Below are 14,190 nucleotides of genomic sequence, written 5' to 3' on the forward strand. Positions count from 1 at the left end.
TCACGGCGCGGTCCGGGTCTCGAACCAGTTTCACAGGCGACCCTGTGATGAACTGCCCAAGTTCGTCACGCCTTGGACCCCTGCCGGCAACGGCAGGGGTCCTTTTTTCTTCGCCCTTGCTTAGCAAAATGCTGCGGTGCAATAGAGGGCCGGTGAAGATTGCCATCATCGACGAAAGTGCTGCACGAGCCTCGATTATCGAGGATGGCCTCGCTGAACTCGACAGCCCCGAAATCCATATTCTCACCCAGCGGCAAGGCTTGCTTGCGCAGATCGAGGCAATCGGTCCGGACATCGTCTTGATGGACCTGGGAAACCCGTCCCGCGACGTTCTGGAGGAGTATTTCGCCGTCAGCCGAGCCCTGGCGCGGCCCATCGCCATGTTTGTCGACGAAAGCGATGACGAAGCGATCACCGCATCGATCGACGCAGGGGTTTCAGCCTACGTGGTCGACGGCCTGTCAAAGAACCGGATCAAGCCGCTGCTCGACCTTGCGGTAAAGCGGTTCAACGCCTTTGCCCGGTTGCAGAAAGATCTCAACGAGGCCCAGGGCAAGCTGGCCGAGCGCGAGACGATCGACCGCGCCAAGCGCATTCTGATGGACAGCCGGAAGGTCAGCGAACCTGAAGCCTACGCCGAGCTCCGGCGTAAGGCGATGTCGTCCAACAGGCGCATCGCTGAAATCGCCGAAGCGGTGGTCACCGCGCATGAGTTGATGGGAGACTGATCGCCATGGGAACCTCGCAAGTCACGATCGGCTTCCTGCCACTGGTGGATGCCTGCCTGCCGATCCTCGCACAGGAGCACGGCTTCGCGGAAGAAGAGGGACTGTCGCTTGCCTTCGTGAAGGACGTCAGCTGGGCGACGGTGCTGGACCGCCTGCTGTATGGACACACTGATGCTGCGCACATGCTGGCACCGCTGGCGATCGCCACTACGCTGGGGCGGGGCAGGCCTGCGCAGCCGCTCTCCGCGCCCTTCGTCCTAGGCCTCAACGGCAATGCCGTGACGCTTGCGAAGCCGTTGGCGGAAAAGGTCGCCACGCCAGGGAAAATGGCCGACCCGGTGCAGTTGGGTGCCGCGCTCAAACTGGAAGCGAGGGCGAAACTGGATGCCGGCCAACGGCTGCGCTTCGGTGTCGTCCACCGCTATTCGAGCCATAATTACAAGCTGCGCTACTGGCTTGCCGAGTGTGGTATCCGACCGGACGAGGACGTGGAGATCGTCACGGTCGCGCCGCCGTTTGTCGCCGATGCCCTGGCTAACGGCGAAATTGACGGTGCTTGCGTTGGCGAGCCGTGGAACTCGGTCTGTGTCGAGCGCGACGTTGGCGTCATAGTGCTCGCGACATCGCAGATATGGCGGCGGGGTGTCGAAAAGGTGCTGGCCATGCGTGAGCCGGTGCTGGAGCAGAGGCGCGAGCAGTTCGAGCGGCTGATCCGCGCCATGCGCAAAGCCGGAGAACACTTCGTCGACCCGGCCAATTTTGAACGCAATTGCCAAGTCCTGTCTGCGCCCGAATACCTTGGAGCAGACAAGAACCTTGTCATGCGTGCAGTCGCGGACCGACTCGTCCTCAGCCATGGTTCGGAACCGCTGCATTTCCCGGATTTCATGTTCCAGCACAGCGAGGCTGCCAATTTCCCGTGGCGCAGCCAGGCCGGTTGGCTGTATTCGCAGATGGTCCGTTGGGATCATCTGGAATTCTCCTCCGACGACGCGTCGCGAGCTGCGGCAGTGTTTCGTCCCGACGTGTACCGCAGTGCAACAAAATCCACGGGCGACGATCTTCCTGCGGCCAATTCCAAGGTTGAAGGCAGTGTCTCCCAACTCACCCAGGTGGGTGCTCACCAGGGAAGTATAACATTGTCAGAAAACAAGTTTTTTGACGGCAGGACGTTCGATCCGGAGCGCGTCGAAGAGTATTTGGCCCAGCTTCCCTAGGCAGGTTTTCACGCTGCACTGCAAAATAGGGCTTTACGAAGGAGCCCCGAATCGCTTACCTAGGAGGCGAGCGGAGGCTTTCACCCACGGAGCGGTGAACATGCGGTCTCCGGATCAAGTTGAAAATTGCGTGGCAACGTCGCCGCCCGAAATGGCTCCCGCAGGGGACCCGATTTCGTGGCGGCTTTTTTGCGTTGTGCGTTGATGCTGGAGACGAATTCAATGTCGCACAAACAGTTCAAGGGGCATCTCACGCGCCGCACAGCCCTCGGCACCCTTGCCGGCCTTGCCGCCACGATCGCGCTGAGCGGCTGCGGCAGCAGCGATGAAGGCGCTAGCGGCGTGGCACCGGCAGACATCAACGGACCGCCGGAAAAGCCGAACCTCAAGCTCGGTTTCATCAAGCTGACCGACATGGCGCCGCTCGCTATCGCGCTGGAGAAGGGCTACTTCGTCGAAGAAGGCCTCAACGTCACACTCGAACCGCAGGCGAACTGGAAAGTTCTGCTCGATGGCGTGATCGGCGGACAGCTTGACGGGGCGCACATGCTGGCAGGCCAGCCGCTGGCTGCGACCATCGGTTACGGCACCCAGGCCAACCTGATCGCGCCGCTCAGCCTCGATCTCAACGGCAATGCCATCACCCTGTCGAACCGCGTTTGGGACATGATCAAGGATGACCTGCCGCGGCAGCCCGACGGCAATCCCGTCCACCCGATTTCGGCGTCGCACCTGCGGTCGGTGGTTGACAGTTTCGAGGCGCAGGGGCGCCCGTTCAACATGGGCATGGTCTTCCCGGTCAGCACGCACAACTATGAGCTGCGCTACTGGCTGGCTGCCGGTGGCCTCAACCCCGGCTTCTACACCGATGGCGACGTGAGCGGTCTGATCGATGCCGAGGTAAACCTGTCTGTCACCCCGCCGCCACAGATGCCGGCCACGCTCGAGGCCGGGACGATTGAAGGTTATTGCGTTGGCGAGCCGTGGAACCAGCAGGCCGTCGCCATGGGCATCGGTGTGCCGGTTATCACCGACGACGAGATCTGGAACGACAACCCGGAGAAGGTGCTCGGCTTCCGCGAGGATTTCGCCACCAATTACCCGGCCACGATGGCGGCCATCCTGCGCGCGGTAATCAAGGCGCAGCAATGGCTCGATGCCGATAGTGGTGCCAATCGCCAGGAAGCGGTCGAGATCCTCAGCCGTCCCAACTACGTCGGCGCCGACGCGGACGTGATCGCCGCCAGCATGACCGGCCAGTTCACCTTCGAGCCCGGCGATACCCGCCCGGCAGAGGGCTTCAACATCTTCTTCGACAAGTATGCGGGATACCCGTTCTACTCCGACGCGGTCTGGTACCTCACGCAGATGCGCCGCTGGGGCCAGATCGCCGAAGACAAGACCGACGCCTGGTATTTCGAAACGGCCGAAAAGGTCTACCGCCCCGATCTCTACCTCGCGGCCGCCAATGCCCTGGTCGAGGCAGGTACGATCGAGCAAGCTGACCTGCCCGAAACCGACGGGTTCCGCGACCCGCAGAACGGCTTCATCGACGGCGTCACCTATAACGGGCGTCAACCCAACAGCTACCTCGCCAGCTTCGACATCGGCCTTAAGCAAGGCCAGCGCGTCACCGCCTCGGGTGTGAGCTGAGCTGACCGAACTGCATGAATAAAGGTAACAAGACGATGGCAACGGCATACGCAAATATCGAAGAACCGCAGAGCGCTGCGGCTCCCGCTGCGGCGGCTGATGGGGCGAGTGCCAAGACTGCACCAGCCGAGGAGAAGACCGCGCCAGTCAGGGAAAGTGTTTCTATAGAGAAGCTGCGGAGCCTGATGCAGGCCATCTGGCCGCCGGTCGTCGGCATCGTCGGCTTTCTGGCACTCTGGGCAATCCTCGCGCCGCAGGTCGATACTTCCCTGGGTGCGCTGCCCGGGCCGGTGGAAGTGGCCGAACAGAGCGTTGCGCTGTATGACGAATGGTCCGCGGCACAGGACACTGAAGCGCAGTTCTACGCTGACCAGGAGATTCGCAACGAAGCAGCCATCGCGGCTGGAAACGCCAACGCCGTGACCGACTTCACCTATGCCGGTCCGCCGACCTTCGTCGACCAGATCTTCACCTCGCTGAAAACCGTGGCGCTGGGCTTCATTCTCGCCACCGTTGTGGCAGTGCCCATCGGCCTGCTGGCTGGTCTCAGCCCGAAGTTCAACGCCGCGATCAACCCGCTGGTGCAGATCATGAAACCGGTCAGCCCGCTGGCCTGGCTGCCGATCGTGACCATGGTAATCTCGGCCCTGATCACCAGTGCAGATCCGCTGATGCCAAAGGCCTTCGTGATCTCCGCGCTGGTGGTGATGCTGTGCTCGCTGTGGCCGACGCTGATCAATACGGCGGTGGGTACCAGCTCGATCGACAAGGACCTGCTCAATGTCGGTCGGGTGCTCAAGCTGGGGTTCTTTGCCAAGCTGACCAAGCTCGTCCTGCCTGCCAGCCTGCCATATATCTTCACCGGCATGCGCCTGTCACTGGGCGTGGGTTGGATGGTGCTGATCGCGGCCGAAATGCTGGCGCAGAACCCGGGCCTCGGCAAGTTCGTGTGGGACGAGTTCCAGAACGGCTCCAGCCAGTCGCTCGCCCGCATCATGTTCGCGGTTATCGTGATCGGCTTTATCGGCTTCGGCCTTGATCGCCTGATGATGGCCGCCCAGACGCTTGTCGCCAAGAACCGGACGCTGTGATCATGACTACGGCTGCATCTCCCATTCTCACGCTGTCCGGGCTGACCAAGTCCTACACCGGCAGCGGCGGCACCACCCACGTGCTGGACGGTATCGACCTCGAGATCGCCGAAGGAGAGTTCGTCGCCATCCTCGGCTTCTCGGGTGCGGGCAAGACCACGCTGATCAATTCGGTTGCCGGACTGGTGGAGCCCGATGGCGGCGAGATCCTGCTGCGCGGCGAACCGGTAAGTGGCCCGGGCAAGGATCGCGGGCTGGTGTTCCAGTCCTACTCGCTTTTTCCCTGGCTGACGGTGGAAGCCAACGTCGCGCTGGCGGTAGACGCCGTGCACAAGGACAAGTCCAAGGCAGAGCGCGCCGCGCTGGTGCGGCAGAAGGTGGAACTGGTCGGTCTCGGCCACGCGATGGACCGCAAGCCGGCCCAGCTTTCCGGCGGCATGCGCCAACGTGTCGCCGTGGCCCGCGCGCTGGCGATGGAACCCGAAATCCTGTTGCTCGACGAGCCGCTCTCTGCGCTCGACGCGCTCACCCGCGCCAAGTTGCAGGACGAGATCGAACGTATCCGGAAGGAGGAGGGGCGCACGATCCTACTCGTCACGAACGATGTGGACGAGGCGCTCTTATTGGCCGACCGTGTCGCAGTGCTAACCCCCGCACCTGCGGCACGGATCGGCGAGATTTACGCTGTCAACGTCGCTCGCCCGCGCGACCGTGAGGCGGTAAACGACGACCCCGCCTACCAGAAGCTACGCGCCGAGATCATCGCCTACCTTGGCTCGCTCAATGACCAGAGTGGATCAGTCGGAGAAAGTGCCGTCGACTTGCCCGAGGTGGTTCCGCTCGACCTTGTCCAGAAGAGGGATTCAAGGCCGCCGAAGGCCTATCGCGATGCCGCGCGTAGCCCGGTCGAAAAGCGCTATCTCGAATTCTTCAAGCTCGACAAGGTATACCCGACGCCCAAGGGACCACTGAAAGTCGTCGACGACTTCAACCTGATCATGGACAAGGGCGAGTTCGTCTCGCTGATCGGTCATTCGGGGTGCGGCAAGTCTACCGTGCTCACCATGGCGGCGGGACTCAACGAAATCACCGACGGCGGCATCGTTCTTGATAATCGCGAGATCGACGTGGCCGGGCCGGACAAGGCCGTGGTGTTCCAGGCGCCGAGTCTGATGCCCTGGCTGACGGCGCGCGAGAACGTCACACTCGGGGTCGATCGGGTGTATCCACACGCCAGCCGCGACGAGCGGCGCGATATCGTCGACTACTATCTTGACCGGGTCGGGCTGGTCGATGCCAAGGAAAAGATGGCGGCGGAAATGTCCAATGGCATGCGCCAGCGTGTCGGCATTGCCCGCGCCTTCGCCCTTTCGCCGCGCTTGCTGCTGCTCGATGAGCCATTCGGCATGCTCGACAGCCTCACTCGCTGGGACCTGCAGGATGTGTTGGTCGAAACCTGGAACCGCACCAAGGTGACCGCGATCATGGTCACGCACGATGTCGACGAAGCGATCCTGCTGGCAGACCGGGTGGTGATGATGACCAACGGTCCCAATGCCACCATCGGCAAGGTCCTCAAGGTCGACTTGCCGCGCCCGCGCGACCGCAAGGCGCTGCTCGAGACGCCGCAATTCTATCAGTACCGGCAGGAAGTGCTGCACTTCCTTGCCGAATACGATCACGGGCCAGCCGCAAAGGCAGCCTGACCTCTTGGGAGAGGATGCCCTGCGGCAATGCGGCCGCAGGGCATTAACCAGTTAGCCCCGGCATAGCCGGATCCGGCGGGCAACGAGGCTCGCCTCTCGGTCGCCAGGCGCTGTGCCTGGCCTCTCCAGAGAGGTGACCTCATGCGTACCAAGACCTGCCTGCTTTCTGCCGTTTCGCTGTTGTTCGTTGCCACGCCCGCCTTCGCCCAGAGTGGCGAGGAAGTGGCGCTTGGCGATGCCGGCAACCTGGTCATCACCGGCACGGCGCGCCTGCGCCTCGAAACCGTCGATCAGGACAACGCCGTGGGAGACGCCGAAGCAGTGACCCTTCGCGGTCGCCTGGGCGGCGCGCTGCAGTTCGGCAATTTCGAAGTCTTCGGCGAAGCCGAACTGACCACCAGTCTGATCGACAACTTCAACGACACCCTGCCGGGCAACGGCATCGAACCCTATTCGGTCGTTGCGGATCCGGACAACCTCGAGCTCAATCGGCTGCATGTCTCCTACAAGGTCGATGGGAACGGGGTGACCGTGGGGCGTCAGCGCATCATCCTCGACAATGCCCGCTTCGTCGGCAATGTCGGCTGGCGCCAGAACGAGCAGACCTTTGATGCGGTGCGCGGCCAGGCGAGCATCGGGCCGGTCTCGCTCGATGCCAGCTATTCGAACAGCCAGCGTACGATCTTCGGCGTCGACAGCCCCAACGAGTTCTTCGACGGCGATTTCGTGCTGCTCAACGCCGGGGTCGATACCGAAGTGGTGGACGCAAGTGCCTTCGCCTACCTGATCGACTATGATGTGCGGCTGGGCATGTCGAGCGACACTTACGGCTTTCGCGCTGTCGTTTCCGTTCCCGGTGCACCGGTGACGGTCACCCTGAGCGCGGCGACGCAGGAGGACGCGGGCGGCAATCCCACGCCCTATTCGGCAGAGTACTACAATGTCGAGCTTGGCGGCTCCGTGGCCGGGTTCAATCTCAAGGCCGGCTACGAAGAACTGGGCAGTGACGGCGGTGTGGCTGCCTTCCAGACACCTTTCGCCACCCTTCACGCCTTCAATGGCTGGGCCGACACCTTCCTGGTGACGCCCGCCAATGGCCTGCGCGACTATTACGGCAGCGCCAGCCGCCGGTTTACCGTGCCCGGCCTGACCACATTTACCGCCACCGTTGTCTATCACGAGTTCGAAAGTGACTTCGGCGGGATCAACTACGGGTCCGAGATTGACGCCTCGCTCGGTTTCCGTGCGGGTCCGCTCGGCATCGTAGCCAAGTTCGCCAGCTATGACGCTGATGGTTTCGGCGTGGATACAGACAAGTTCTGGTTGCAGGCGGATTACAGCTTCTGAGACGGAGCGCCTGCGGCAAGCACCGCTATTGTGCAATGCAAAAAAAGGCTTGCCGCAGGCGTCCCGAATCGGTTACCAACTGACATCGGAAACAAGTGTCCGTCCAATGCTGGACGATCCGGCACCTCCGCTGAATAATTCTATCCCAACGTGGCAATGGCGCCGCCAGTCTTCACAGGCTTGGCGGCTTTTTTGCGTGCGTTGTCGACAGAGGAAATGAACATGAACGCACAGTCGACAATCGTCGTGCAGGGCAAGGAAAAGCTGGTGGTGATCGGCAACGGCATGGCCGGATGCCGTGCTGTCGAAGAGGTCCTGGAACGCGATCCCGACCGTTTCGAGGTGACGATCTTCGGGGCTGAGCCGCGGGTGAACTACAACCGCATCATGCTGTCGCCAGTGCTTGCGGGCGAGAAGACCTTCGACGAGATCGTACTCAATACTGCCGAATGGTACGACGAGAACGGCATCACGCTTGTCTCGGGTGATCCCGTTCGCGAAATCGACCGCGACAGCAAGAAGGTCATTGCCGCGTCCGGAAAGGCGGAGCCTTACGACAAGTTGCTGATCGCGACAGGCTCCGATCCCTTCATCGTCCCGGTCCCCGGTCACGACCTTCCCGGCGTGGTGACCTTCCGCGATCTCGACGATGTCGACCGCATGCTCGCCGCAGCCGAGAAGGGCGGTGAAGCCGTGGTTATCGGTGGTGGCCTGCTGGGGCTGGAGGCCGCGCACGGCCTGACTTTGCGCGGCATGAAGGTCACGGTGATCCACCTCATGCCGACGCTGATGGAACGTCAGCTGGACGAGGCGGCGGGATACCTGCTGCGGCAGGAGCTGGAGAGCCGCGGCCAGACAATCATGACCAGCGCGAATACCAAGGAGATCCTTGGCGCGGATGGTCATGTCGTAGCCGTCGAGCTCGATGACGGAACCCGCATCAGGGCGGATATCGTGGTGATGGCGGTCGGCATCCGGCCTTCGACAGGCCTCGCCAAGTCCGCCGGCCTCGATTGCGAACGCGGGATCCTGGTTGACGATCACATGGTCACTTCCGATCCGGACATACTGGCGGTGGGTGAGTGCGTGCAGCACCGCGGGCTGTGCTACGGCCTCGTCGCACCGCTGTGGGATATGTGCCGCGCGCTCGCAGATCACGTGACGGACCGGCCGAGCGGTTACCAAGGCTCGGTAACATCGACAAAGCTGAAAGTGTCGGGGATCGACCTGTTCTCTGCGGGCGACTTCGGCGGCGGCGAAGATTGCGAGGACATCGTGATGCGGGATGCTGCGCGCGGGGTCTACAAGCGCGTGGTGCTCAAGGACAATCGCGTCATCGGCGCGGTGCTCTACGGCGATACCGCCGACGGCAACTGGTATTTCGACCTGCTCAAGAAGGAAGAAGACGTCTCCGACATCCGCGAGGCGCTGATCTTCGGCCAGGCCTTCGCCAGTGGGGGTGCGCTTGCGGACCCTAATGCCGCCGTTGCTGCCCTTTCGGACGACGCAGAGATCTGCGGGTGCAACGGCGTTTCCAAGGGCAAGGTCGTCCAGTGCATTTCCGGCGGGGCCCACAGCGTCGACGCCGTACGCAGCCAGTGCAAGGCTTCGGCCAGCTGCGGCTCTTGCACCAGCCTTGTCGAAAGCCTGTTGCAGATCACCCTGGGTGGAGAGGTCGAGAGCGGCCCCCTGACGCTGTGCAAGTGCACCAGCTTCACCCATGACGACGTGCGCCGCCTGATCATCGAGAAGGGACTCAAGGAAATTCCCCAAGTGATGCAGGAATTGCACTGGACCACGCCGGACGGATGCTCTGCCTGCCGTCCGGCACTCAATTACTACCTGCTCTGTGCCTGGCCGGCTGAATACCAGGACGACGAGAAGAGTCGCTTCGTCAACGAACGCCTGCACGCGAACATCCAGAAGGACGGCACCTATTCGGTCGTTCCGCGCATGTGGGGTGGCCTCACCAACCCGCGCGAACTGCGCGCGATTGCGGACGTGGTGGAGAAGTACGACGCCCCCATGGTCAAGGTGACCGGCGGCCAGCGGCTCGACATCTTCGGCATCAAGAAGGAAGACCTGCCCGCCGTCTGGGCTGACCTGAATGCAGCGGGGATGGTCTCCGGCCACGCCTACGGCAAGGCGCTGCGCACGGTAAAAACCTGCGTCGGATCAGAATGGTGCCGCTTCGGCACGCAGGATTCGACCGGTCTCGGCGTCAAGCTCGAGCAGGCGACCTGGGGCAGCTACATGCCGCACAAGTTCAAGATGGCGGTCAGCGGCTGCCCGCGGAATTGCGCCGAGGCCACGATCAAGGACTTCGGCGTTGTCTGCGTCGATAGCGGCTACGAACTGCACGTCGGCGGCAATGGCGGGATCAAGGTCCGCGCCACGGACCTGCTGTGCAAGGTCGAGACCGAGGAAGAGGCGATGCGCACCTGTCTCGCCTTCATCCAGCTCTACCGAGAAGATGCGCACTACCTCGAACGCACCGCGCCGTGGTTGGAGCGCAAGGGTCTCGACTGGATCAAGGCGCAGCTGTTCGACGATCCCGAGCGGATTGGTCGCCTCGCGGCACGTTTCCGTATTTCGCAAAAGTACTGGCAAGTCGATCCGTGGGAGCGCCGCGCCGCGGGGCATCAGCGCAACCTGCACCGCCACCTCGCCACGATCCGCCCCGAACTGGAGGAAGCATGATGACCGCCACCGCAAAGCCCGTCTGGCTGGACATCGGCCCGATCACCCAGATCGAACCCGGCATGGCCGCCACGTTGCCGGTCGAAGGAGGCGAGGAGATCGCCGTGTTCCACACCATGGGCGGCGAATTCTACGCGCTGGTCAACAAGTGCCCGCACAAGCAGGGTCCTCTCAGCCAGGGTATCGTGCATGGCGACAGCGTGTCCTGCCCGCTCCACAACTGGCGCATCTCGCTGAAGAGCGGGAAGGCACTGGGCGATGACGAGGGCTGCACGCCGACCATTCCCCTGAAGGTGGACGCGGGCCGCATCTACCTGCTGCGCGAGGCTGTCGTGCCGGGAAAAGCGCCGCCCCTCGCGTCCGCGCTGGCGGCGTGAGGGGCTGACCGGCGATGCCAGCCATTCGCACGACGTGTGCCTATTGCGGTGTGGGATGCGGAATAGCGGCCCAGGTGACGGGCGAACGTTCGGTCACGATCAAGGGCGATAAGCGGCATCCGGCCAACCACGGCCGCCTCTGCTCCAAGGGGACCTACCTTGGAGAGACCGTAGGACTCGAAGGCCGGCTGCTGCACCCGATGATCGGCGACCGCCAGGTCAGCTGGAATGCGGCGCTGGACGAGGTCGCCGGACGCATGCGTGCGGTGATTGCCGAACACGGCCCCGAGGCAGTTGCGTTCTACGTCTCGGGCCAGCTGCTGACCGAGGACTATTACGTGGCCAACAAGCTGGCGAAGGGGTTCGTCGGCACGGGCAATATCGATACCAATTCCCGCCTCTGCATGGCCAGCGCGGTCGCCGCGCATAACCGTGCCTTTGGCGAGGATGTGGTGCCGTGTTCCTACGCGGATCTCGATTGCGCGGACCTCGTCATCCTTGTCGGATCGAACACTGCCTGGTGCCATCCGGTCGCATGGCAGCGGATCGAGGCCGCGCGTGAGAAGTGCGGCACGAAGCTGGTCGTCATCGACCCGCGGCGTACCGAGACCGCGGCAATGGCAGACCTGCACATTCCGGTGTCACCCGATGGCGATGTCGCCCTGTTCAATGCCCTGCTCGATGCGGTCGCCAAGCGTGGCGGCCTCGATGCGCAGTTCATGCGCGACCAGTGCGACGTGCCCGATGGTTTCCTGCAGGCCCTGTCGGGGGATCACGGCATCGACCCTGAGCTTTTCGCCCGGCTGGTTGACCTGGTTATCGAACACCCTCGCACGGTTACCCTGTTCAGCCAGGGGGCCAACCAGTCGGTCTGCGGGACCGACAAGGGCAATGCGATCATCAATTTCCATCTCGCTACCGGACGGATCAACAGGCCGGGGGCGGGGCCGTTCAGCATAACCGGCCAGCCCAACGCCATGGGCGGGCGCGAGGTGGGCGGACTTGCGAACATGCTTGCTTGCCACCTCGGTTTTTCGGAAGCCGAGCGCGAAGCTGTCGCCGACTTCTGGCAGGCGCCCAACCTGTGTGCCGGTCCCGGTCTCAAGGCGGTGGATCTGTATCGGGCTCTTCACGCGGGCAGGATCAAGTTCCTCTGGGTGATGGCCACCAACCCGGCTGTCTCGATGCCCGATGCAGGCTTTGTCCGCGAAGCCTTGGCAAGGTGCCCGAACGTGATCGTCTCCGACGTGATCGCGGACACCGATACGGGAAGTTTCGCCGATGTCCGCCTCCCCGCGCTGGCCTGGGGAGAGAAAGACGGCACGGTTACCAATTCCGAGCGCACGATCTCGCGGCAGCGGGCTCTGTTTGCTGCTCCGGGAGAAGCGCGGGCCGACTGGCAGATCATCTGCGATGTGGCTGGGCGGTTGGGTTATGGCTCAGACTTCGGTTTTCAAAACCCGGCCGCCGTGTTCCGCGAATATGCGGCCATGACGCGGCTGCCTGCCCAGGCTGGCAAGGCACTCGACCTGACGCCATGGGCAGATTGCTCCGACGTCGATTATGACACCATGGCACCTTTCCAGTGGGGTGGCCGGGATGTTTTCAAGGATGGCTTTTCAACGCCGAATGGCCGTGGTCGGCTGATCGCAGTCAAACCGTGGACGGGCAATCGCCATGGCCTTGTGCTGAATACCGGAAGGTATCGTGACCAATGGCATACGATGACCCGCACCGGCCTGAGCGCAAGCCTGTCCAAGCACCGGCGCGAGCCATTGCTGGAAGTTTCGCCCGGTGACGCTGAACGCATCGGTGTCCCCGATGGCGGTTTTGCCAGGCTGCGGTCCGCCCAGGGCGAAAGCATCTTTCGGGTCGCCGTCAGCGATGGACAGTCGCAAGGAGAGCTGTTTGCGCCCATGCATTTCACCGACCAGAATGCGGGCGGCGGGCGCACCGGCCTGGTGGTTCATGCTGCGACCGACCCGGTTTCGGGACAGCCCGGCTTCAAGAACTCGGCTGTCGAGCTTGTGCCCTATCTGCCGGATTGGCGGGCCTTTCTCCTGACACGCAAACCGGTTCGACCGGACTGCAGCTACTGGGCGAGGGCGCGCATTGCTGGCGGTTGGCTCACCGAACTTGCCGGAGACGGGACGATCGACGTCGACGCATTGCTGCCGGGTGGGGTCAGGCGTGAAGTATCCGATCGCGCCCGCGGCATGGCGCGGATCACCGTGCCGGCCGCCGCCGGCGGGTTGGAGGCAGCGCTCTATGTCACGCGCAGTGGCCGTCTGCCGGACCGCTCGTGGATAGAACGGCAGTTCTCCGCGCCGAGTGCGAAGATCGAGGAATTGCTCGCCGGTCGTCCGGCCACTCCGCAGCCCGATCGCGGCAAGCTGGTCTGCGTATGTCACGATGTCGGCGAGAAGGTGCTGCGTGGCGCCATCGAACAGGGTGCGAACAGCTTGCCCAAGCTGTGCGAGGTCACTCGCGCGGGAACCAACTGTGGGTCTTGTCGCCCGATCCTCGCCCAACTGCTGGCGCAGGTCGCCGATCAAGAGAAGGAGACAGTCGAATGATCGCTTCCGGAGAAGTCTGGCTTGTCGGAGCAGGGCCCGGTGATCCCGACCTGCTCACCCGCAAGGCCGAACGGCTGATACTGGCTGCCAGCGTCATCTTCCACGATGCGCTGGTGGGGCAAGGCGTCCTTGACCTGATCCCCGATCACATCCGGCTGGTGTCGGTCGGGAAGCGGGCCGGGCGACATTCGAAGGACCAGAAGAGCATCGATGCCCTGCTGGTGGAGGCTGCGCAGGACGGGCAGCGCGTTGTCCGCCTGAAGGGGGGCGACCCTTCCATTTTCGGACGTGCCAACGAAGAACTGACCGCTTGCCGTGCCGCAGGAATTCCGGTCCGGATCTGTCCCGGTATCACCGCCGCCAGCGCCGCCTCGGCCAGTCTCGGACAATCGCTCACGCTACGCGGTACGGCCCGCCGGCTGACTTTCGTGACGGCGCACCTGCAGAAGGGCAAGGTGCTGGAACTCGACTGGAAGGCCCTGGCTGATCCGCAGGCAACGCTGGCGATCTACATGGGCAAGACCTCTGCTGCGGAAGTTGCCGATGGCCTCATCCAAGCGGGCCTGCCGGGAGCAACTCCGGTGGCTCTGGTAGAGAGCGCCAGCTTGCCGCACGAGCGGCACTTCCTCACACGCCTCGACTTGCTCCCGTTGGCGGCAAGGACGGCACTGGGTGACGGGCCTGCGCTCTTGCTGATCGGTGAAGCCGTTGGCGAACAGTCGATCCGTTCAAATGGAGGTGTGGGTGCGTCTGCGCTGGCAGATGGTCCGCCATCTCTTCCAAGTCATTGAAAAG

General features: G+C 63.1%; 10 protein-coding genes. All 10 read left to right on the plus strand.

From position 1 onward, the window contains the following. Nucleotides 1-152: 152 nt before the first annotated feature. Nucleotides 153-728: an ANTAR domain-containing response regulator gene (locus AAEO60_RS01700; RefSeq protein WP_341673527.1), complete on the plus strand. Its 576-nt coding sequence runs from the start codon at nt 153-155 to the stop codon at nt 726-728. Between the two features lie 5 nt (nt 729-733). Further along, nucleotides 734-1,945, plus strand: coding sequence for an ABC transporter substrate-binding protein (locus AAEO60_RS01705; protein ID WP_341671915.1), 1,212 nt, complete (start codon nt 734-736; stop codon nt 1,943-1,945). Between the two features lie 222 nt (nt 1,946-2,167). Continuing rightward, nucleotides 2,168-3,598 carry a CmpA/NrtA family ABC transporter substrate-binding protein gene (locus AAEO60_RS01710; RefSeq protein WP_341671916.1) on the plus strand — a complete coding sequence of 477 codons (1,431 nt, stop codon included), beginning with the start codon at nt 2,168-2,170 and terminating at the stop codon, nt 3,596-3,598. A gap of 35 nt (nt 3,599-3,633) precedes the next feature. Beyond that, nucleotides 3,634-4,689 carry an ABC transporter permease gene (locus AAEO60_RS01715; protein ID WP_341671917.1) on the plus strand — a complete coding sequence of 352 codons (1,056 nt, stop codon included), beginning with the start codon at nt 3,634-3,636 and terminating at the stop codon, nt 4,687-4,689. Between the two features lie 2 nt (nt 4,690-4,691). Continuing rightward, nucleotides 4,692-6,395: an ABC transporter ATP-binding protein gene (locus AAEO60_RS01720; protein WP_341671918.1), complete on the plus strand. Its 1,704-nt coding sequence runs from the start codon at nt 4,692-4,694 to the stop codon at nt 6,393-6,395. Between the two features lie 141 nt (nt 6,396-6,536). Then, nucleotides 6,537-7,742 (plus strand): alginate export family protein, encoded by a 1,206-nt coding sequence (locus AAEO60_RS01725; RefSeq protein WP_341671920.1) that lies wholly within the window; start codon nt 6,537-6,539, stop codon nt 7,740-7,742. A 222-nt stretch (nt 7,743-7,964) separates the two neighbouring features. Next, nucleotides 7,965-10,442 carry a nitrite reductase large subunit NirB gene (gene nirB, locus AAEO60_RS01730; RefSeq protein ID WP_341671921.1) on the plus strand — a complete coding sequence of 826 codons (2,478 nt, stop codon included), beginning with the start codon at nt 7,965-7,967 and terminating at the stop codon, nt 10,440-10,442. Next, nucleotides 10,439-10,819 (plus strand): nitrite reductase small subunit NirD, encoded by a 381-nt coding sequence (gene nirD / locus AAEO60_RS01735; protein ID WP_423970060.1) that lies wholly within the window; start codon nt 10,439-10,441, stop codon nt 10,817-10,819. The genes nirB and nirD overlap by 4 nt, the downstream gene beginning before the upstream one ends. A gap of 14 nt (nt 10,820-10,833) precedes the next feature. Beyond that, complete coding sequence (locus AAEO60_RS01740) at nt 10,834-13,395, plus strand: nitrate reductase (protein WP_341671924.1); 2,562 nt, start codon at nt 10,834-10,836, stop codon at nt 13,393-13,395. Continuing rightward, entirely contained in the window at nt 13,392-14,186 is a 795-nt protein-coding gene (gene cobA, locus AAEO60_RS01745; RefSeq protein WP_341671925.1) for a uroporphyrinogen-III C-methyltransferase, read from the plus strand. Before AAEO60_RS01740 ends, cobA begins: the two co-directional genes overlap by 4 nt. Nucleotides 14,187-14,190 lie beyond the last annotated feature (4 nt).

It is taken from the genome of Aurantiacibacter gilvus (assembly GCF_038289935.1).
GTDB classification, from domain to species: Bacteria; Pseudomonadota; Alphaproteobacteria; order Sphingomonadales; family Sphingomonadaceae; genus Alteraurantiacibacter; species Alteraurantiacibacter gilvus.